This window comes from Cupriavidus sp. CuC1, assembly GCF_044627735.1.
Taxonomy (GTDB): domain Bacteria; phylum Pseudomonadota; class Gammaproteobacteria; order Burkholderiales; family Burkholderiaceae; genus Cupriavidus; species Cupriavidus ulmosensis.
In genome coordinates, this window is the sequence record NZ_JBIUHC010000003.1 from 78,266 (window position 1) to 95,880 (window position 17,615).

General features: G+C 66.4%; 16 protein-coding genes. 2 read left to right on the forward strand and 14 right to left on the reverse strand.

Translation table 11 applies throughout. From position 1 onward, the window contains the following. Positions 1 to 92 precede the first annotated feature (92 nt). The 9 genes from ACGLHR_RS01965 to pilM form a co-directional block, all read right to left on the reverse strand. Positions 93 to 836, reverse strand: coding sequence for a transposase (locus ACGLHR_RS01965; RefSeq protein WP_400091560.1), 744 nt, complete (start codon positions 834 to 836; stop codon positions 93 to 95). A gap of 121 nt (positions 837 to 957) precedes the next feature. Then, positions 958 to 2,094 carry a deoxyguanosinetriphosphate triphosphohydrolase gene (locus ACGLHR_RS01970; protein ID WP_267604552.1) on the reverse strand — a complete coding sequence of 379 codons (1,137 nt, stop codon included), beginning with the start codon at positions 2,092 to 2,094 and terminating at the stop codon, positions 958 to 960. Between the two features lie 75 nt (positions 2,095 to 2,169). Further along, complete coding sequence (gene aroB, locus ACGLHR_RS01975) at positions 2,170 to 3,276, reverse strand: 3-dehydroquinate synthase (RefSeq protein WP_400091561.1); 1,107 nt, start codon at positions 3,274 to 3,276, stop codon at positions 2,170 to 2,172. Further along, entirely contained in the window at positions 3,263 to 3,877 is a 615-nt protein-coding gene (locus ACGLHR_RS01980; RefSeq protein WP_400091563.1) for a shikimate kinase, read from the reverse strand. Before ACGLHR_RS01980 ends, aroB begins: the two co-directional genes overlap by 14 nt. Positions 3,878 to 4,124: 247 nt before the next feature. After that, positions 4,125 to 6,293, reverse strand: coding sequence for a type IV pilus secretin PilQ (gene pilQ, locus ACGLHR_RS01985; RefSeq protein WP_400091566.1), 2,169 nt, complete (start codon positions 6,291 to 6,293; stop codon positions 4,125 to 4,127). After that, complete coding sequence (locus ACGLHR_RS01990; RefSeq protein WP_267604555.1) at positions 6,290 to 6,823, reverse strand: pilus assembly protein PilP; 534 nt, start codon at positions 6,821 to 6,823, stop codon at positions 6,290 to 6,292. Before ACGLHR_RS01990 ends, pilQ begins: the two co-directional genes overlap by 4 nt. Continuing rightward, positions 6,820 to 7,500, reverse strand: coding sequence for a type 4a pilus biogenesis protein PilO (locus ACGLHR_RS01995; RefSeq protein WP_318231192.1), 681 nt, complete (start codon positions 7,498 to 7,500; stop codon positions 6,820 to 6,822). The genes ACGLHR_RS01990 and ACGLHR_RS01995 overlap by 4 nt, the downstream gene beginning before the upstream one ends. 2 nt (positions 7,501 to 7,502) lie before the next feature. Beyond that, positions 7,503 to 8,147, reverse strand: a complete 645-nt coding sequence (locus ACGLHR_RS02000; protein WP_400091567.1) for a PilN domain-containing protein — start codon at positions 8,145 to 8,147, stop codon at positions 7,503 to 7,505. 18 nt (positions 8,148 to 8,165) lie between these two features. Further along, a complete protein-coding gene (gene pilM, locus ACGLHR_RS02005) occupies positions 8,166 to 9,236 on the reverse strand; it encodes a type IV pilus assembly protein PilM (RefSeq protein WP_267606515.1) in 1,071 nt (356 codons plus the stop codon). A gap of 371 nt (positions 9,237 to 9,607) precedes the next feature. Between pilM and ACGLHR_RS02010 the strand changes: the two genes are divergently transcribed. After that, entirely contained in the window at positions 9,608 to 11,980 is a 2,373-nt protein-coding gene (locus ACGLHR_RS02010; RefSeq protein ID WP_318231193.1) for a penicillin-binding protein 1A, read from the forward strand. 70 nt (positions 11,981 to 12,050) lie between these two features. Here the strand turns inward: ACGLHR_RS02010 and cyaY are convergent, their stop codons facing one another. After that, the gene (gene cyaY, locus ACGLHR_RS02015) at positions 12,051 to 12,386 is read right to left on the reverse strand and encodes an iron donor protein CyaY (protein ID WP_400091568.1); all 336 of its coding nucleotides are present in this window, start codon (positions 12,384 to 12,386) and stop codon (positions 12,051 to 12,053) included. 428 nt (positions 12,387 to 12,814) lie between these two features. Here cyaY and lysA point away from each other — a divergent pair, with 428 nt between their 5' ends. Continuing rightward, the gene (lysA, locus tag ACGLHR_RS02020) at positions 12,815 to 14,083 is read left to right on the forward strand and encodes a diaminopimelate decarboxylase (RefSeq protein ID WP_400091569.1); all 1,269 of its coding nucleotides are present in this window, start codon (positions 12,815 to 12,817) and stop codon (positions 14,081 to 14,083) included. Positions 14,084 to 14,357: 274 nt separating this feature from the next. Here the strand turns inward: lysA and msrQ are convergent, their stop codons facing one another. From msrQ to ACGLHR_RS02040, 4 genes are all read right to left on the reverse strand, one after another. Next, the gene (gene msrQ / locus ACGLHR_RS02025; protein WP_400091571.1) at positions 14,358 to 15,041 is read right to left on the reverse strand and encodes a protein-methionine-sulfoxide reductase heme-binding subunit MsrQ; all 684 of its coding nucleotides are present in this window, start codon (positions 15,039 to 15,041) and stop codon (positions 14,358 to 14,360) included. A gap of 14 nt (positions 15,042 to 15,055) precedes the next feature. Beyond that, positions 15,056 to 16,057 (reverse strand): protein-methionine-sulfoxide reductase catalytic subunit MsrP, encoded by a 1,002-nt coding sequence (gene msrP / locus ACGLHR_RS02030; protein ID WP_400091572.1) that lies wholly within the window; start codon positions 16,055 to 16,057, stop codon positions 15,056 to 15,058. 161 nt (positions 16,058 to 16,218) lie between these two features. Beyond that, positions 16,219 to 17,043: an anti-sigma factor family protein gene (locus ACGLHR_RS02035; protein WP_400091574.1), complete on the reverse strand. Its 825-nt coding sequence runs from the start codon at positions 17,041 to 17,043 to the stop codon at positions 16,219 to 16,221. Beyond that, a complete protein-coding gene (locus ACGLHR_RS02040) occupies positions 17,040 to 17,597 on the reverse strand; it encodes an RNA polymerase sigma factor (protein ID WP_400091576.1) in 558 nt (185 codons plus the stop codon). The genes ACGLHR_RS02035 and ACGLHR_RS02040 overlap by 4 nt, the downstream gene beginning before the upstream one ends. Positions 17,598 to 17,615: the final 18 nt, after the last annotated feature.

A 17,615-nucleotide genomic window follows, 5' to 3' on the forward strand; every position in this document is an offset into this window, starting at 1 on the left:
CAACGGGATGGTCTTTATTTGGGGACAGATTAAGTATGGTGCAACGCGGCGCGTGCTTTATCGACCTCCGCAGCAGTCGAGCGCGCCACGCCTCACTTGCCCATGTGGGGTGGCTGGACCGTATCGGGCTCGGACTCCCGGTCCATCGCGGACCGACCCGCCGGGCGGCCCTTGGGCAACGGCTGCACGCGCCGCCCGCCCTGGCGCTCCAGTTGCGCAAGAAAGGCCGCGTCACCCAGGGGCCAGCCGCTATGCGCGTGGCTGCGCAGCGTGGCCAGGGTCATCGACGACAGCCCTTCGGCGGTGACGGCGCGGTAGTTGGATTGACGCTCGAACGGCGTATTGCCCAGCGCCCAGTACGCAGAGTGATCGCTCACAAAGGGGCTGGCCTCGATGCCGGCATGGTGGCGATAGCTGCTCCAGCGATCCCCCTCCGCTGAGGTCACCTCGCCGGCGCGCACGGCGTTGCCCTCCACGTACTGCATGGCCGGCAACATCCAGGCAGCTGGATCGAACACCGCCGAGCGAAAGCGGCCATCCCACAGCGTGCCGGTACGGCCGGCGACCCGGTTGAAATAGCGCGCATAGCGGCGCCCTACGGCTTGCATGGTGAGGCTCAGCGAATCGGCATGCCGGGGGGTTGCCACCAGGTGGACATGATTCGGCCGCAAGGCATAGGCGTGGATCGCCAGATCGTGCTCCCGCGCGGCCATGCGCAGGCAGTCCAGGTAATGGAGGTAGTCGTCGGTGCCACGGAAGACCGGCTGACGATTGTTGCCGCGTTGCAACACCAGCGCCGGCAGCGAAGCCGGGGAGAAACGAGGAAGTCGGGCCATGATGGGTGAAGAGGATCGGCGATAAGCGCTTGCCGGGCGGATGGCTCAAACGGAAGCGATGCCCGATGATAGCCTAGCCGCAGCCTGATCCGTCCCCAATTTTCCCGCCGGCCGCGCGGGCCTAGCTTCCTTCGTCGACTGCAAATATGCGGCGGTGCTCCCGGATCGCATAGCGGTCGGTCATGCCGGCAATGTAGTGCGAGATCAGCCGGGACTGGTCGCGGCCCTGCCCCGCCTGGTACTGCGGCGGCAGCAGGCGCGGATCGGCCATGAAGACATCGAACAGGTCGGTGATGATGCGCTGGGCCTTGGAGGACATGCGCATCACCAGGTAATGGCGATAGAGATGGCGGAACAAGAAGCGCTTGAGCGCCGCCGCTTCCTCGCGCACCGGCGCGCTGAAGGCCACCATCGGGCCCGCGGCCCGCACGGCCTCGATGCTACGCGGGTTGGCGGCGGCAATGTTCTGGCTGGTGGTTTCGATCAGGTCGACAATCAGCGTGTTGATCATGCGGCGTACGGTCTCGTTGATCACGCGCCGCCCGTTGATGCCGGGAAACGCCGCCATCGCCTCGGCCCGGTGGCGCCCCCACATCGGCACTTCGTCCATCTGCTCGAGCGTGAGCAGCCCTGAGCGCAGGCCGTCGTCGATATCGTGGTTGTTGTAGGCGATCTCGTCGGCCAGATTGGCCAGTTGGGCCTCCAGCGAGGGCTGCGTCCCCTCCAGGAAGCGCCGGCCCAGTTCGCCAAGCGCAGAGGCATTGACGCGTGAGCAATGCTTGAGCACGCCCTCTCGCGTCTCGAAGGTCAGGTTGAGCCCGTTGAAGCCGCCATAGCGCTCCTCCAGCTCATCCACCACCAACAGGCTCTGCAGGTTGTGCTCGAAGCCGCCGTGGTTCTTCATGCAGTTGTTCAGCGCATCCTGCCCGGCATGGCCGAAGGGCGTGTGGCCCAGGTCGTGCGCCAGCGAAATGGCTTCGACCAGGTCCTCGTTCAGGCGCAGGTTGCGGGCGATGGAGCGCGCGATCTGCGCCACTTCCAGGCTATGGGTGAGCCGGGTGCGGAACAGGTCACCCTCATGGTTGACGAAGACCTGGGTCTTGTACTCGAGCCGCCGGAAGGCCGTGCTATGGATGACGCGGTCGCGGTCGCGCTGGAACTCCGTGCGCGAGGACGAGGCCGGTTCGGCGTGCACCCGCCCAAGTGTCTGCGCGGAGCGGGCGGCATAGGGAGCGAGATGGCTTTCGAGGTCGGTCATGCGGCAATCCGGTCAGGCGTCCGGCCGGGTGGCGGTGCGCCGCCCGGCCGGGGTTGCAAGGCATAACCGATCGCGTCAGGCGACCGGCGCCTCGGTAGGCGGCCTGAGCACCGCGTGCTGCAAGGTAGCGCGCAAGTCAGGGTCCGGCACGGTGGTGATGAAGGCTTCGCCCAGCTTCCTGAGCAGGATGAACTTGATGCTGCCGGCTTCTGCCTTCTTGTCCACTTTCATCAGTTCGATGTAGCGGTCGGTGCCAAGTTCCGGCGCGACCACCGGCAGCATGGCGGCGCGGATTAGCTGCACAACGCGCGCGCGCGTTTCGATGTCGATGAAGCCGAGCCGATGCGACAGATCCGCCGCCATCACCATGCCGCAACCCACGGCCTCGCCGTGCAGCCATTCGCCGTAGCCCATGCCCGCCTCGATGGCGTGGCCGAATGTGTGGCCAAAATTAAGCATCGCGCGCAGGCCGCCCTCGCGCTCGTCCTGGGCCACCACGGCGGCCTTGATCTCGCAGGAACGCTTGACCGCCAGCGCCATGATGTCGGGATCACAGGCGTGGAGCGCGCGGATATTGCGCTCGATCCAGCCGAAATACTCGGCATCGGCCATGGCGCCGTGCTTGATCACTTCGGCCAGGCCCGCCGCGAGTTCGCGCTCCGGCAGCGTGCGCAAGGTGTCGATGTCGGCAATCACCGCATTAGGCTGGTGGAAGGCGCCGATCATGTTCTTGCCGAGCGGGTGGTTGATGCCGGTCTTGCCGCCCACCGACGAATCCACCTGCGACAGCAGGGTCGTGGGCACCTGCACGAACGGCACGCCGCGCATGTAGCAGGCGGCGGCAAATCCGGTCATGTCGCCCACCACGCCGCCACCCAAGGCGATCAGCGTGGTCTTGCGGTCAGCGCCCGCGCTCAGCAGCGCGTCGAAGATCAGGTTGAGTGTTTCCCACTGCTTGAAGGCTTCGCCGTCGGGCAGGGTCACGGTGCGCACGGTCTTGCCGAGCGCCGCCAGGCTGGCCTGGACACGGGCGGCGTATAGCGGCCCTACGGTCTCATTGGTGACGATGACGGCATGCTGGCCGCGCACATGGGGGCGGAACAACTCAGTCTGGTCAAGCAGGCCGGTGCCGATATGGATGGGGTAGCTGCGCTCCCCAAGGCTGACTTCAAGGGTGATCATTGTGATTCTGGTCCTGCGCCGGGAGGTTGTCCGCGCACTCGCCGTCTGCCCCTTCGGGCTCTTCGGCGGCAACGGTGAAACCGGCCATTTCAAGTTGCATCAACACCATATTAGCAAGCTGCGCTACTGAAGGCTTGCCGGTTTCGATGATGAAATCCGCCACCTCGCGGTAAAGCGGGTCGCGCTCGCCATAGAGCGTTTCCAGCCGTCCCTTGGGGTCTTCGGTCTGCAGCAGCGGGCGATTGCGGTCGTGACGGGTGCGCAGCCACAGGTCGTGCGGGCTGGCGCGCAGGTAGACCACGGTGCCGCGCGCCTTCAGGTGCGCCCGATTCTCCGGACGCAGCACGGCGCCGCCGCCGGTGGCCAGCACGATGCCGCGGCGCTGGGTGAGCTCGTCGATCGCCTGCGCCTCGCGGTCGCGAAAGCCCGCTTCGCCCTCGTGCTCGAAGATGATCGGGATGCGCACGCCGCAACGCGCCTCGAGTTCGTGATCCGAATCGAAGAACGGGTAGTTCAGGCGCCGGGCCACGGTGCGGCCGACGGTGGTCTTGCCGGCACCCATCAGGCCGACAAAGAAAAGGTTCGGGCGGGTGGCTGTCACTGGCGTGTGGGGCGGGAGCCGGGTCTCTGGCCGGCCCTCGCGGTGGAAAACTGCATCATCTTCTTATGTTGGGACGATCCGGGCAAGTGGCGCGGCGCAATCGGCACAAGGCAATCCGCCTCGCGACACGCCTTGCGCGCGCCTGCCACATGCCCCTCGCCCAATCTCTCTAGCCCGCCTGGACAATAAAAAAAGCCGCATCGAAACGATGCGGCCTGCCAGTCTACTGCATCCGGCGCGAGCGGGGCTATTTCAGCGACACGCTGTCGTTGAGCACGCGCGGCGTCAGGAACACCAGCAGCTCGGTCCGGTTGTTGACCTTGGCGTTGTCCTTGAACAGGTTGCCAAGCACCGGGATATCCCCCAGGAATGGCACCTTGTTCACATTGGTGGACTCGGTCTGGCTATAAATGCCGCCAATCACCACGGTGCCGCCATTCTCCACCAGCACTTGCGTCTGCACGTGCTTGGTGTCGATGGCAAAGCCCGAGGTGGTCTGGATGCCCACGCTGTCCTTGTTGACGTCGACGTCCAGCAGGACATTGCCTTCCGGCGTGATCTGCGGCGTGACTTCCAGCTTCAAGTTGGCCTTGCGGAACTGCACCGAGGTGGCGCCGCTGGAGGTGGCGGCCTGGTAGGGCAGCTCCGTGCCTTGCTCGATCAGCGCCTTGATATTGTTGGCGGTAACCACGCGTGGGCTGGAGATGATCTTGCCCCGCCCATCCGCTTCCAGCGCGGACAGCTCGAGCGCCAGGAAACGGCCGGCAGCGTTGTTGAACAGGCTGACCGCGACCGAAGCCGGATTGACGCCGTTGATCGCCGCCGCTGGCAGGCTCAGCGCCGGGCCATTGTCCCAGGTCGCGTTCTGCGTCACCGGGCTCACCACATTGGTGTAGGTGTTGCCGTAGCCGGCGCCGGCCGTCTTGGAGGCAAAGCCCAGCTTGACGCCCAGGTTGCGGCTGAAGGTATCGTTGGCCTCGACGATGCGCGCCTCGATGATGACCTGGCGCACCGGGATGTCGATCTTGCCAAGGAAGCTCTGCACCTCTTCCAGCTTGGTCGCGATATCGGAGACGAACAGCTGGTTGGTACGGGGATCGGCGGTCAGCGAGCCGCGCTTGGACAGCATGCGGGTGCTGCCCGCCGTGCCGGCCAGGCCGCCCGCCGCGCCGATCGGGCTTACGCTGCCCAGCGCGCCCGCGCCGCCGGCGGAACCTGCCGCGGCCAGCCCGAGCAGCATGCGCCGCACGTCTTCGGCACGCTGGTAGTTGAGCTGGAACACCTGGCTGCGGATCGGCTCGAGGTCATTGATCTGCTGCTGGGATTCGAGCTCGAGCTTTTCCTTGGTGGCCAGTTCAGCCTTGGGCGCCACCCACAGCACATTGCCGTTGCGGCGCGAGGCCAGGCCCTTGGCATCGAGCACGATCTGCAGGGCCTGGTCCCAAGGCACATCCTTCAGGCGCAGCGTCAGGTTGCCTTGCACGCTTTCGCTGGTGATGATGTTGAGGTTGGTGAAATCGGCGAACACCTGCAGCAGCGAACGGATGTCGATGTTCTGGAAGTTCAGCGAGAGCCGCTCGCCGCGGAAGCCTGCCCCGCTGATCAGCTTGGCCGGATCTTCCTTGACCGGGCGCACCTCCACCACGAACTGCGTATCGGTCTGGTAGGAGCTGTACTCCCAATTGCCGCGCGGCTCGATGGCAAGGCGCGTGGTGCCGTTGTTTTCGCTCGCCCGCATGCCCTGCACCGGGGTGCCGAAATCGCTCACGTCATAGCGCCGGCGCAGGGCGTCGGGCAATGACGTATTGAGGAATTCGACCACCACGTTCTGACCCTGCTGCGCGATATTGATGGCGGAGTCCCGCGATGAGAGATCCACCACGATGCGGCCCGCGCCATCCTGGCCGCGGCGAAAATCGATATTGCGCAAGGTTGACCGGTTCCACGGCGCCGCAGGCGCTTGCGCCGAGCTGACGGCGAAAGTCGGCACGGCGGCCCTGGCGGTCGGGGCGACGTTGTCGAGCAGCACCACGAACTGGTTGCCGCGCACTTCGGTGCGATAGCTGGCCACGCGGGTCAGGTCGAGGACCACGCGGGTGCGGTCGCCGATCTGCACCACATTGGCGCTCTTGAGCAACTTGCCCCCAAAGTCGTATTGCGCCCGCCCGGCCGCGAAACCGGTATCGAGGAAATCGATGGCGAGCTTGGGCGGATTCTGCGTGGTGAAGTCGGCCGGCTTCTGCGTTGGCGGCCGCTGCAGCTCGACCGTGAACACCGTCTGCTCGCCCACCGTGGTGGCATCCACGCGCTTGACCGCGTTGCCCGTTGTCGATTGCGCCTGCGCAGCCGGCGCGCCCAAGACCAGCATCATCACCGCAGCGCCAGCAAGCGCCCGGTACCAGCGACCCATGATCATGCCGACCCCTCCAGCTTCAGGCTGGTCATTTTTTCTTTCCACTCGGCTACCCCTTCCCGGACCAATTCGCGCAACACGATCTCCTGATCGTTGATGCGGACCACCCGGCCGTAGTTCTGGCCGAGATACTGACCCACCTTGACGTGGTGGATCTTGTTATCTACCTGCACGACGCCGTAGGTCTCGCCGCTCTTCTTCATGGCGCCCAGCATCTTGAAGTTCTCCAGCGGGAAATCCTCCAGCGGCTCGCGCCGACGGCCGGATTCCGGGGACTCGGACAGAACCCGGTTCAGGTCGCCGATCTTGTTCTGGGCAAAGGGCTCGGGCGCACTGCGGCCCTCGTAGTCGCGCGGCACGTACGGCTTGGGCTCGGGCAGCGGCGCCGGCGGCGGCGCCTTGGCGGCCTGGGCTTGCGCCATCCACTGGCGCAGGCCATCTTCCTCGCTGCTTCCGCAGGCTGCCAACAGCGCGACGCCGATCAGCGCGCAAGCGCAGGCACGCAGGCGCGAAGCCTGGATCGCTGGCATCATTTTTTCGCTCCCGCAGCCGTCTTGGCCGCCGCGGCGTCCGCCTTGCGCTGCGCCGCCTGTTCTTCGGGATCCAGCGCGCGGTAGGCCATTGCCACGGCCTCCATCGTCAGCCCGCCATCCTTGCCGGTGGCGAACTGCAGCCCCTGCATCGAGACGATGCGCGAGAGCGCGGCAACATCGGCATTGAACTGGGCCACGTCGTGATAGCGGCCGGTGACCTTCAGGTTGACCGGGATCTCGGCAAAGTAGGGCTTGATCACGGCGGGTTGCGGCTTGAACAACTCGAACTGCAGGCCACGCGCCACGCCAGCGTGATTGACGTCGGCCAGCAGCGCGTCCATCTCGGTCTTGTTGGGCAACTGGCGCTCGACCAGCGCCACGCGCTGCTCCACTTCGGCCTTTTGCTTGCGCAGCGCGTCCAGGTTGGCCACCTGCGCCACCTTGCTCATGTAGGACTGCTTCAGGGTGTCCTGCTCGGCATGCCGGCGATCGAGATCCTCGAGCTTGCCGCCCCAGTAGAACTGCCAGCCAAGCAGCAGCACCAGCGCCGCAGCCAGCACCGCGAACAGCACCCGCGGGGCGGCCGGCCAGGTTTCCGGCTCATTGAGGTTCAGGCCACGGAACTGCGCGGTGAGATCGTTCAACGTGGCCAGCGAGATTTCGCTATTGAGTGCCATGGTCAGCCCCCTGCGCCTGCCGGCGCACTCGCGCCGGCGGAGCCGGCCTTGCCCTTCTTGCCGTCGTCCGGTGTTTCCGGCGCACGGTAGGCGAAGCGCATCGAGAAATCGAACAGCCGCCGCTGCTCGCGCAGGTTGTTGGTCATCATCACGGCCTTGGATTCGCCCAGCTCGGCCTTGTCCAGCCACTGCACCTGGCTAAGGTTGCGCAGCAACTCCGACACGCGCTCGTTCGACTGCGCGATGCCGGTCACGGTAAAGGCGTCGCCGGTCTGCTTGAGGGTGGTCAGGTACACGCCTTCGGGCACCTGGCGCACCAGTTCCTCCAGCAGTTGCACGGGACGGTTGCGCTCGTTCTGCAGGCCCTCGATGGCCTTCTGCCGCTGCAGCAGCCCCTCGATATCCTTGCGCAGCGTATTCACCTCGCGGATCTGCCCGTCCATGCGGTTGTTCTCCGCCAGGAGCACCTGGTTCAGGCTGGCCACGGCATCGACACGGTGATCGATGTACATGCCGCCCAGCAGCACCGCCAGCGCGCCGGCGCCGGCCGCGCCCCCCAGCACGGCATAGACCTTCTTGCGCCGCGATGCCCTGCGGGCTTCGTGGTACGGCAGCAGATTAACTGTCGGGATCGAGTTGGTAGACATGCGGCTTCCCTCGCTGGCTTACTGCAGGCCGCGCAGCGCAAGCCCGGCGCTCACGATGTAGGCCGGCAGGTCGCGCTGCAGATAGCGCTCGTTGACCTTGACGGCTGTCATCATGTTGGCGAACGGGTTGGCCAGCGTGGTGGTGATCTCGGTTTGCTGCTCGATCGCGGCTTGCACGCCGACCAGCGACGCATGGCCGCCAGAGAGAAGGATCTCGTCGACCCGGCCGATGCTGGACGCCGACAGGAAGTTGCGCACGGCGCCTTGCACCTCCACCGCCAGCGCCTCCAGGCAGGGCTTGAGCAGCTGGTTGCGCCAGGCTTCGGGCAGCGTGTTCTTGCGCTTCTTGATCTCGGCCTTGAGCGCGTCCAGCGTGAACATGCGCGCCGCGCTCTGGGTGAGCTGGTCGCCGTAGCTGTTGAGCGGCTGCTCGTAGAGCTCTTTCCAGCCTTGGTAGAAAATCGCCTTGGAGCGGCTGCCGCCAAGGTGGATCACGGCCACCACGGGCAGCTCCTTGGCGTCGGTGGCGCTGATGTCGGCGGACACGCCCAGCATCTGCACCACGGAGCGCTGCACCGCGTATTCCTCGACGTCCATCACGTGCGGCTTGAGCCCGGCCATTTCGGCGGCGGTCACGCGCTCCTGCACGCGGTCGCTGTTGGCCGCGGTGACGCGCACGCCGATGCCGCCCTCGGTTTCGCTGGGGCCGATCACGGCAAAATCGAAATTGACGGCCTGCGATGGCGGATAGAGGCGATGCGCCTCGGATTCCACCTGGACGTAAAGCTCGTCCTCGGACAAGTTGTCCGGCAGGCTGACGGTCTGCGATTCGGTCAGCATCGAAGGCACGCCGAGCACCACCTCCTTGGTGCGGATGCCGGCTTTGCCGAGGGCACGCTTGAGAGCGATGCCAACGGCTTCGATATTGACCACGTTGCCATCGGCAACGGCATTACGGTCCAGCAGTTCGCTGGCACATTTTTCCAGCCGATAGTCGTTCTTGCCACTGCCCACGGACAGCTCGACTACCTTAACGCTGGACGACCCGATGTCAACGCCGACCGTCGTACGGCGCAACAACCCCGACAAGATGCCTCGCCGCAAGGTGACCCCCTGACCGTTGAACTCGCCTTGGCTTGCTTGCTCTAATTTGGCGAGTCTGTATTGTTTCTTGGATGAAACGTTTTGCTCTTTTAGTTGGTGGATTCTCACCAAAAAACTGGGCGCTGGCAATGTGCCGGTTTGACCACGATTGCTTTTCATCAACACCCCCCACAAAGCGTTGCCAAAATCCCACGGTGCCCCTCACCCGCCCCGCCGCGCCCATCTTTTCGTTTCATGCAGATCTCAATTCCATTACATCTTGTAACAGCGCGATAGCGGCGTGCGCGCCACAACGCGCCGGGTGCGGCGTATCCCGGGAGATATAATCCCGGCACCTCTAACTAGGTATTTCCCTTATGGCCACAGCACAACAGAAGCCTGCCCTGCCCGCCCGGCGTCCGATCTGGATGCGGCTAACCTTTTGGGCCCTGGGCCTGCTGGTAGCCGGGATCGTGGCGGTGGCACTGCTGGTGGGATACGCGCTGCTGGTGGCCGCCCCCAATCTGCCTTCGCTCGATACCATCACGGACTACCGCCCCAAGATCCCGCTACGGATCTACACGGCCGACAACGTGCTGATTGGTGAGTTCGGCGAGGAACGGCGCAATTTCGTGCCTATCGCGCAAATACCGGATGTGATGAAGAAGGCTGTGCTGGCCATCGAGGACGACCGCTTCTACGAACACGGCGGCGTGGACTTCGTCGGCGTGCTGCGCGCCGGGCTGGCCAACCTGCGCGGCGGCCTGTCGCAAGGCGCCTCCACCATCACCATGCAGGTGGCGCGCAACTTCTTCCTGTCCAGCGAGAAGACGTACACCCGAAAGCTGTATGAAATGCTGCTGGCCTACAAGATCGAGGCCAACCTGTCCAAGGACCAGATCCTCGAGCTGTACATGAACCAGATCTACCTGGGGCAACGCGCCTATGGCTTTGCCAGCGCGGCCCGGGTGTATTTCGGCAAGTCGATCAAGGACGTGACGCCGGCCGAGGCCGCCATGCTGGCCGGCCTGCCCAAGGCGCCGTCGGCCTACAACCCGGTGGTCAATCCCAAGCGCGCCAAGGTACGCCAGGAATACATCCTGCAGCGCATGCGTGACCTGCGCTACCTCACGCCCGAGCAATACGACCAGGCCATCCACGAAGAACTGAAGGTGCGCGGCGAAGGCAATGAGTTCTCCACCCACGCCGAGTACGTGGCCGAGATCGTGCGCCAGCTGATGTATGCCCAATACCGCGAGGAAACCTACACCCGCGGCCTGACCGTCTACACCACGCTCAACAAGCCTGACCAGGATGCCGCCTACGAGGCGGTGCGCTCGGGCATCATGAATTACGAGCGCCGCCATGGCTACCGCGGCCCCGAGGCATTTATCGACCTGCCCCCCGGCGCGGACGAGCGCGAGCAGGCCATCGACGACGCGCTGCTCGAGCACCCGGGCAGCGACGACCTGCGCTCGGCCGTGGTCACCAGCGTGACGGCCAAGCAAGTCACCGCCACGCTGCTGTCCGGCGAAGTCGCCACCATCGAAGGCCAGGCGCTGCGCTTCATCGCACCGTCGCTGGCGGCCAACGCGCAGCCCAGGGCCAAGATCCGGCCGGGCGCGATCATCCGCGTGACGCAGGACGAGAAAGGCGCATGGACGGTCACGCAGTTGCCGGAAGTTTCCGCCGCCTTTATCTCGCTCAGCCCGGAAGACGGCGAGATCCGCTCCATGGTTGGCGGCTTCGATTTCAACCGCAACAAGTTCAACCACGTGACGCAGGCCTGGCGCCAGCCCGGCTCCAGCTTCAAGCCGTTCATCTACTCTGCCGCGCTGGAAAAGGGCTTCTCCCCCGCCACCGTGATCAACGACGCGCCGATTTCGATCAGCGACAACGGCGGCCAGGTCTGGGAGCCGAAGAACTACGACGGCAAGTTCGAAGGCCCGATGACCATGCGCCGCGCGCTGGCCAAGTCCAAGAATCTGGTGTCGGTGCGCATCCTGCGCGCCATCGGCACCCAGTACGCCCAGGACTACATCACGCGCTTCGGCTTCGACGCCGACAAGCACCCGGCTTACCTGCCGATGGCGCTGGGCGCGGGCAGCGTCACCCCGCTGCAGATGGCGGGCGCCTATTCGGTGTTTGCCAACGGCGGCTTCCGCGTCAATCCCTACCTGATCCAGAAGGTGGTCGATGCCCGCGGCAACGTGATTTCCGAGACCAAGCCCCAGCGCGCCGGCGAGGATGCAGTGCGCGTACTCGACGCCCGCACCGCCTTCATCGCCGACAGCATGCTGCGTGAGGTCGTGCGCAGCGGCACGGCAAACAGCGCCAAGCAGCGCCTGGGCCGCAATGACCTGGCCGGCAAGACCGGTACCACCAACGACGCCGTCGACGCCTGGTTCGCCGGGTACACGCCCAAGCTGGTGGCCATCGCCTGGATGGGCTACGACCAGCCCAAGAGCCTGGGCGTGCGCGAGACCGGCGGCGGCCTGGCCTTGCCGATCTGGGTGGGCTACATGGGCAAGATGCTCAAGGGCGCGCCGGAAATCCCCGAACGCCAGGCTCCGGAAGGCGTGGTCATGGTGGGCAGCGACTGGACCTTCGAGGAGAACGCGGGCGGCGCCGGCGTGGCTTCGGTTGGCCTGGGCGATCCGTGGCCGGGCAAGCCGGACGAAAGCACGCAATCGCCCGCCGATGTCGAGGCGGAGAAGAAGCGCATCCTGGAGATGTTCGGCGGCGGCTGAGGCCCCGCCGGGCGCACCCAATGAAAAAGCCGGCTTCTCAAGCCGGCTTTTTCGTGCCTGCGTGCTGCGCTCAGGCCAGTTTCAGCGTCACCCCCGCCTGCTGGCTTACGTAGCCGGACAGCGCCGCGTACAGCTCCCCGCCGCCGCGCGTATCGACCCAGCGCTGGCCATCATGGCGAAAATGGAAACCGCCCGAACGCGCCGCCACCCACAGCTCCTGCATGGGCGCCTGGCTGTTGACGATGATCTTGGAGCCGTCTTCGAATTCGAGCTCCACGAGATTGCCGGCGCGGTTGATTTCGATGTCGGCATCGGCTGCGTCGGCCGCGGTTTCCACTGCGCTTTCCAGCCGGTCCAGCTCTTGCTGGGCCAGCGCCAGGAACTCACTTTCACTCAGGGGGGGCATGCTAAACTCCGAGACCGCCGGCCGGCACCGCCATAGCGATGTAGTGCCGTAGCCGGCAGCGTATTGAAAAGTACTTCGTATTTCCGATGGTCCCGCCGCGCTCCGCTTGGGGACACTCCGGGACACTCCGGGACGATCGGGGACGACTCTGGACGACATTTTAAGGACGACCCGATGTTGCGTCGTGTTGCGATTGTATCGGCGTTTGCCGCCAGCCTTGCGATGCCCCTGCTGTCGGGATGCGGCATTCGCGGCCCGCTGGTGATGCCCAAACAGCCTCCCGCACCGGCACAGCCGGGCGTACCGGATCCCGGCCTGGGCAACCCGGCCGTGCCGAATCCGGCGGCTCCCCGGGGCTCCGCCTCCACAGCGGGACCCACCACGGCCCCGGACGCAGTGCCGGCCGCCACTCCCACCGCCAAATAACCATGACCGCCTTTTTCCATCGCCACGACGGCGCCCTGACCGTCGAGCACGTACCGCTCGCGCGCATCGCCGCCGAATACGGCACCCCCACCTACGTCTACTCGCGCGCCGCGCTGACCGCCGCCTACCAGGCCTACGCCGCTGCGTGCCAGGGGCGCCGCGCGCGCGTGCAGTACGCCATGAAGGCCAACTCGAACCTGGCGATCCTGCAGGTCTTTGCCAAGCTCGGCGCGGGCTTCGACATCGTGTCCGGCGGCGAGCTGCAGCGCGTGCTGGCGGTGGGCGGCGATCCGCGCAAGGTGGTGTTCTCGGGCGTGGGCAAGACCGCCGCCGAGATGGAACTGGCGCTCCAGCACGATGTGCTGTCGTTCAACGTGGAGTCGATCCCCGAACTGGACCGCCTCAACGCCGTGGCGGGCCGCCTGGGCAAGCGCGCGCGCGTGTCGCTGCGCATCAACCCGGATGTGGACGCCAAGACGCACCCGTATATCTCCACCGGCCTGAAGGGCAACAAGTTCGGCATCGCCTTCGAGGACGTGCTGCCGACCTACCGCACCGCCGCCGCGCTGCCGCACCTGGAAGTCGCGGGCATCGACTGCCATATCGGCTCGCAGATCACCGAGGTTGCCCCTTACCTGGAAGCACTGGACAAGGTGCTTGACGTGGTGGAAGCGCTCGAGCGCGAAGGCATCAACCTTGAGCACATCGACGTGGGCGGTGGCCTTGGCATCACTTACGACGACGAAACGCCGCCGGACATCACCGGCTTTGCCCGCACGCTGCTGGAGCGCGTTGCCGAGCGTGGCCACGGCCATCGCGAGGTACTGTTCGAGCCGGGCCGCTCGCTGGTGGGCAACGCCGGCGTGCTGCTGACCCAGGTCGAGTTCCTCAAGCCGGGCGTTGCCAAGAACTTCTGCATCGTCGACGCGGCCATGAACGACCTGGCCCGCCCCGCCATGTACGAGGCCTACCACCGCATCGAGCCCGTGCAACTGCGCGAAACCGCGCAGGCAACCGCCCTGACCTACGACGTGGTCGGCCCGGTGTGCGAATCCGGCGACTGGCTCGGCCGCGATCGCGCCCTGGCGGTGCAGCCGGGCGACCTGCTGGCCGTGATGTCGGCCGGCGCCTATGGCTTCGTCATGAGCTCCAACTACAACACCCGCCCGCGCGCGGCGGAAGTCATGGTCGACGGCCACGACGTGCACCTGGTGCGCGGCCGCGAGCACGTGGTCGATCTGTTCCGCGACGAACGCCTGCTGCAAGGCTAAGCACCCGCCCTCCCCCTCCACCACTTGCCCCCAATGGCCGTCAGCGGCCTGATCCTGGGCGGGCGCGCAGTGGTGGCGGACAGCACCCCCTGCCATACGGCCGGCGCATCGCGTGCCGTTTGCGCCAACGTGCGGCTCGCGCCGGGCCGCTTTGCGGGCGGCGGCATTGCTCGACGGAGCTGGACCTGGTCCGGGGACATCTTGAAACCCTATGGCTCCCCCAAGCCGTGCAGCCGCCCCGCCGAGCGCGAGATCACGCTCTTACCTTTGAGCGCTACCGTTGCGCCTTGAGGCCCGTTGCGGGCTTGCGCCACCACCACCAGCCACGCATCGCCAGCAAGCCGAACACCACCGCGGCGTAGATCGATACCGTGCCGAAGTCGTTCTTGCCGGCCTTATGCCACCAGTAGTGCAGGATCGCCAGCACAGCGATGGCGTACACCGCCCGGTGCAGCCCTTGCCAGCGCTTGCCGCCCAGCCACTTGACCATGGCATTGGCCGAGGTGGCCGCCAGCGCCACCATCAGCACGAAGGCGGCAAACCCCACCGTGATGAAGGGGCGCTTGGCGACGTCCTTGACGATGTAGGCCACATCGAAGCCCCGGTCCACGGCAAGCCACAACAGGAAGTGCTGCAGCGCGTAGAAAAAAGCAAAGAGCCCGAGCATGCGGCGCAGGCGGATCAGCCAGTTCCAGCCGGTAAGCCGGCGCAACGGTGTCACCGCCAGCGTGACGCACAGCATGGCCAGCGTCCAGGTGCCGGTCGAGCGCGTGACGAACTCCAGCGGATTGGCGCCGAACTGATCGGTAAAGCCGAGATAAAGCAGCCGCAGGAAAGGCAGCATGACAAGCAGCCACACCGCCCCCTTCACCGTGCGCACGCGTTCTGGCGCAAGCGTCGCGAATCCGGGCTGTGCGCGCGCTCGCGCCGGGCGCACAGCCGGGCGCGACGGGGACATATCCGGGGGCGCCATCAGAAGAACTTCCGCAGGTCCATGCCCTGGTAGAGCGACGCCACCTGCTGGCCGTAGCCATTGAACGGCAGCGTCTTGCGCTTGGGCGCGAACAGCGCGCCAAAACCGCTGCCCTTGTCCTCGCCGATGCGGCGCTCAGTGGCCTGGCTCCAGCGCGGGTGGTCCACGTCCGGATTGACGTTGGAGTAGAAGCCGTACTCCTGCGCCGCGGCCAGATTCCAGCTGGTGGCGGGCTGCTTGTCGACGAAACGGATCTTGACGATGGACTTGGCACTCTTGAAGCCGTACTTCCAGGGCACCACCACGCGCACGGGCGCGCCGTTCTGGTTGGGCAGCACCTCGCCGTACAAGCCAAAGGCCAGCAAGGTCAGCGGGTGCATCGCCTCGTCCATGCGCAGCCCTTCGGTGTACGGCCAGTCCAGCACGCGGGCGCTGACACCGGGCATCTGCTTCTTGTCGTTGAGGGTGACGAACTCCACGTACTTCGCGCCGGGCTGCGGCTCGACGCGCCGAATCAGCTCGGCCAGCGAATAGCCGCTCCAGGGGATCACCATCGACCAGCCCTCGACGCAGCGCAGCCGGTAGACCCGCTCTTCCAGCGGCGTCAGGCGCACGAGCTCGTCGATGTCATAGACCTTGGGCTTCTTCACCAAGCCTTCGACCGCGACCTGCCACGGCCGGGTCCGCAGCGTGCCGGCATTGTGCGCGGGGTCCGCCTTGTCGGTGCCGAACTCGTAGTAGTTGTTGTACGTGGTGACGTCCTCGTAAGGCGTGCGCTTCTCGGGCACCACGTAGGCATTGTTGGGCGTGGCCGGCAGTTTCTGCCCGCGCGGCGCCTGGGCATGCGCATCGCGCGCGCACCATGGCGCCAGCGTGCTCCCCGCTGCGCCCGCGGCAGCCATCGCCAGCAGGCGTCGCCGCGCTTCGAAAACACCGCGCGGCGTGATCTCGCTGGCGGCGATGTCGTCGCCGCGCAGCCATTTGGGGGAGGGAATCAGCATCGTTGTTCCTCGTTGCTAGCCGTATGCAAAAGACAGTTCACCGTTCGCGCCAGGCCCGGGCGGGGCCGGCCTGCACGATTGGACTTCAGCTTGAGTCGGTTGATGCAGGGGAATCCTGACATCTTTTTTCAGGTTCTTCGCATCCCACCCATTCCCCCCCCTCAACCGCCTTGGTACTGCCGGTAAACCGCCTCCGCCAGCGCCAGCAGCGGCGCGCGCTCCAGCGGCCCGGCCAGCGCGAAGCCAAGATCCCGGTCTACCCAGTAAAAGGCCATGGTACGCGCCGCGGCGGCGGGTCGATCACCTGGCCCTGGGCCCATGCGCTCCAGCCGAAAGCCCGTATCGGGCGTATCGCGCGCCATGTGCCGCAGTTGCAGCGACAGCCGGGTGCCATCGTCGGCCTCGTACATCAGGATGGCCGACGGGCCGCCCTCGGCCACGCCGAGGCGGCCGCCGATCAGGTGGAATCCCTGGGCGCGCAGGTCGGGCACACGCAGCGGCGCGCCCAGGCGCTTGGACAGCCAGGCAACAAGATGGGCCTCATCGGTGGCGGCCACCTCGACTGGGTGGCGCACCTCCGGCGCATAGACGACATGGCTGGCCAACGCCTCGCGCGCAAAGCGCTCCACCGAGGGCGCTCCGGCCGCCAGCGTGTCCGCGCGGTCGTGTGCAACCCACCCGATCGCGCCACCCACCACCAGCGAGGCGAGGCTGGCGGCCAGCGCCATGCCCCAGCCAGCGGGCCGCCGCTGCGCATCGCGGCGGCGGCCGCGCAGCCTTGGCGGAAGTGCCGCCAGCGGCACTGTTTCGTTGAGCACGCCATCGAATGCAGCGTGCAACTCGCCCGTCTGCCGCCGCCAGCCTCCCACGCGCTCCCCGGCCTCGGGATGAGCGGCCAGGTACGCCTCCACCTCGGCGCGGCGGGCGGGATCGAGCTGGCCATCGGCGTAGGCGTGGAGATCGGCTTCGTTGACTGGGGACATCATTTGACTCGCTGCAGTCCGGCCGCGTGGCCGGCGGCCTGCGGGTTCGCATCGGCCGCCGTGGCTGGCGCGCCATCCATCAGCATGCGCATCTGCTCCCGGCCCCGCGACAGCCGGGACATCACGGTGCCCACCGGCACCTCCAGCACTTGCGCCGCCTCGGCATAGCTGAGCTGCTCCAGGCCGACCAGCAGCAGCACCGCGCGCTGGGCCTCGGGCAGCCGCGCCAGCGCCCGCGCCAGATCCAGCCGCAGGCCGGGCTCGGGCGCAGCACTGGGTACGTCGGGCAGCGTGTCGGTATAGGTCACCGGGTCCGCGCGCCGGTACGCGTTCACGCGCAGCCGGTGCATCATGGTCAGCAGCCATGACAGCAGGCCATCCGCGCCATCGCCCCACCAAGCGCCCGCGCGCAGGTGGAAGCGCCAGCGGTAGCGCAGCGCACGCTCCAGCGTGTCCTGCACCAGGTCGTCGGCGGATGCCGAGTCGCCGGTCAGGCCACGGGCGTGGCGCCGCAAGCGCGGCGCCAGCGCCACCAGCTGGCGGTCGAAGCCGTCCATGCCGTCAGGCTGCCCTAG

Bases quoted from the DNA above. Each gene is read 5' to 3' on its own strand.
- pilQ (WP_400091566.1), bottom strand. From the start codon at position 6,293: ATGATCATGGGTCGCTGGTACCGGGCGCTTGCTGGCGCTGCGGTGATG.
- ACGLHR_RS02040 (WP_400091576.1), bottom strand. From the start codon at position 17,597: ATGGACGGCTTCGACCGCCAGCTGGTGGCGCTGGCGCCGCGCTTGCGG.
- ACGLHR_RS01995 (WP_318231192.1), bottom strand. From the start codon at position 7,500: ATGGCACTCAATAGCGAAATCTCGCTGGCCACGTTGAACGATCTCACC.
- ACGLHR_RS02010 (WP_318231193.1), top strand. From the start codon at position 9,608: ATGGCCACAGCACAACAGAAGCCTGCCCTGCCCGCCCGGCGTCCGATC.
- ACGLHR_RS02000 (WP_400091567.1), bottom strand. From the start codon at position 8,147: ATGTCTACCAACTCGATCCCGACAGTTAATCTGCTGCCGTACCACGAA.
- msrP (WP_400091572.1), bottom strand. From the start codon at position 16,057: ATGCTGATTCCCTCCCCCAAATGGCTGCGCGGCGACGACATCGCCGCC.
- msrQ (WP_400091571.1), bottom strand. From the start codon at position 15,041: ATGTCCCCGTCGCGCCCGGCTGTGCGCCCGGCGCGAGCGCGCGCACAG.
- lysA (WP_400091569.1), top strand. From the start codon at position 12,815: ATGACCGCCTTTTTCCATCGCCACGACGGCGCCCTGACCGTCGAGCAC.
- ACGLHR_RS01965 (WP_400091560.1), bottom strand. From the start codon at position 836: ATGGCCCGACTTCCTCGTTTCTCCCCGGCTTCGCTGCCGGCGCTGGTG.
- ACGLHR_RS01990 (WP_267604555.1), bottom strand. From the start codon at position 6,823: ATGATGCCAGCGATCCAGGCTTCGCGCCTGCGTGCCTGCGCTTGCGCG.
- aroB (WP_400091561.1), bottom strand. From the start codon at position 3,276: ATGATCACCCTTGAAGTCAGCCTTGGGGAGCGCAGCTACCCCATCCAT.
- ACGLHR_RS01970 (WP_267604552.1), bottom strand. From the start codon at position 2,094: ATGACCGACCTCGAAAGCCATCTCGCTCCCTATGCCGCCCGCTCCGCG.
- ACGLHR_RS02035 (WP_400091574.1), bottom strand. From the start codon at position 17,043: ATGATGTCCCCAGTCAACGAAGCCGATCTCCACGCCTACGCCGATGGC.
- cyaY (WP_400091568.1), bottom strand. From the start codon at position 12,386: ATGCCCCCCCTGAGTGAAAGTGAGTTCCTGGCGCTGGCCCAGCAAGAG.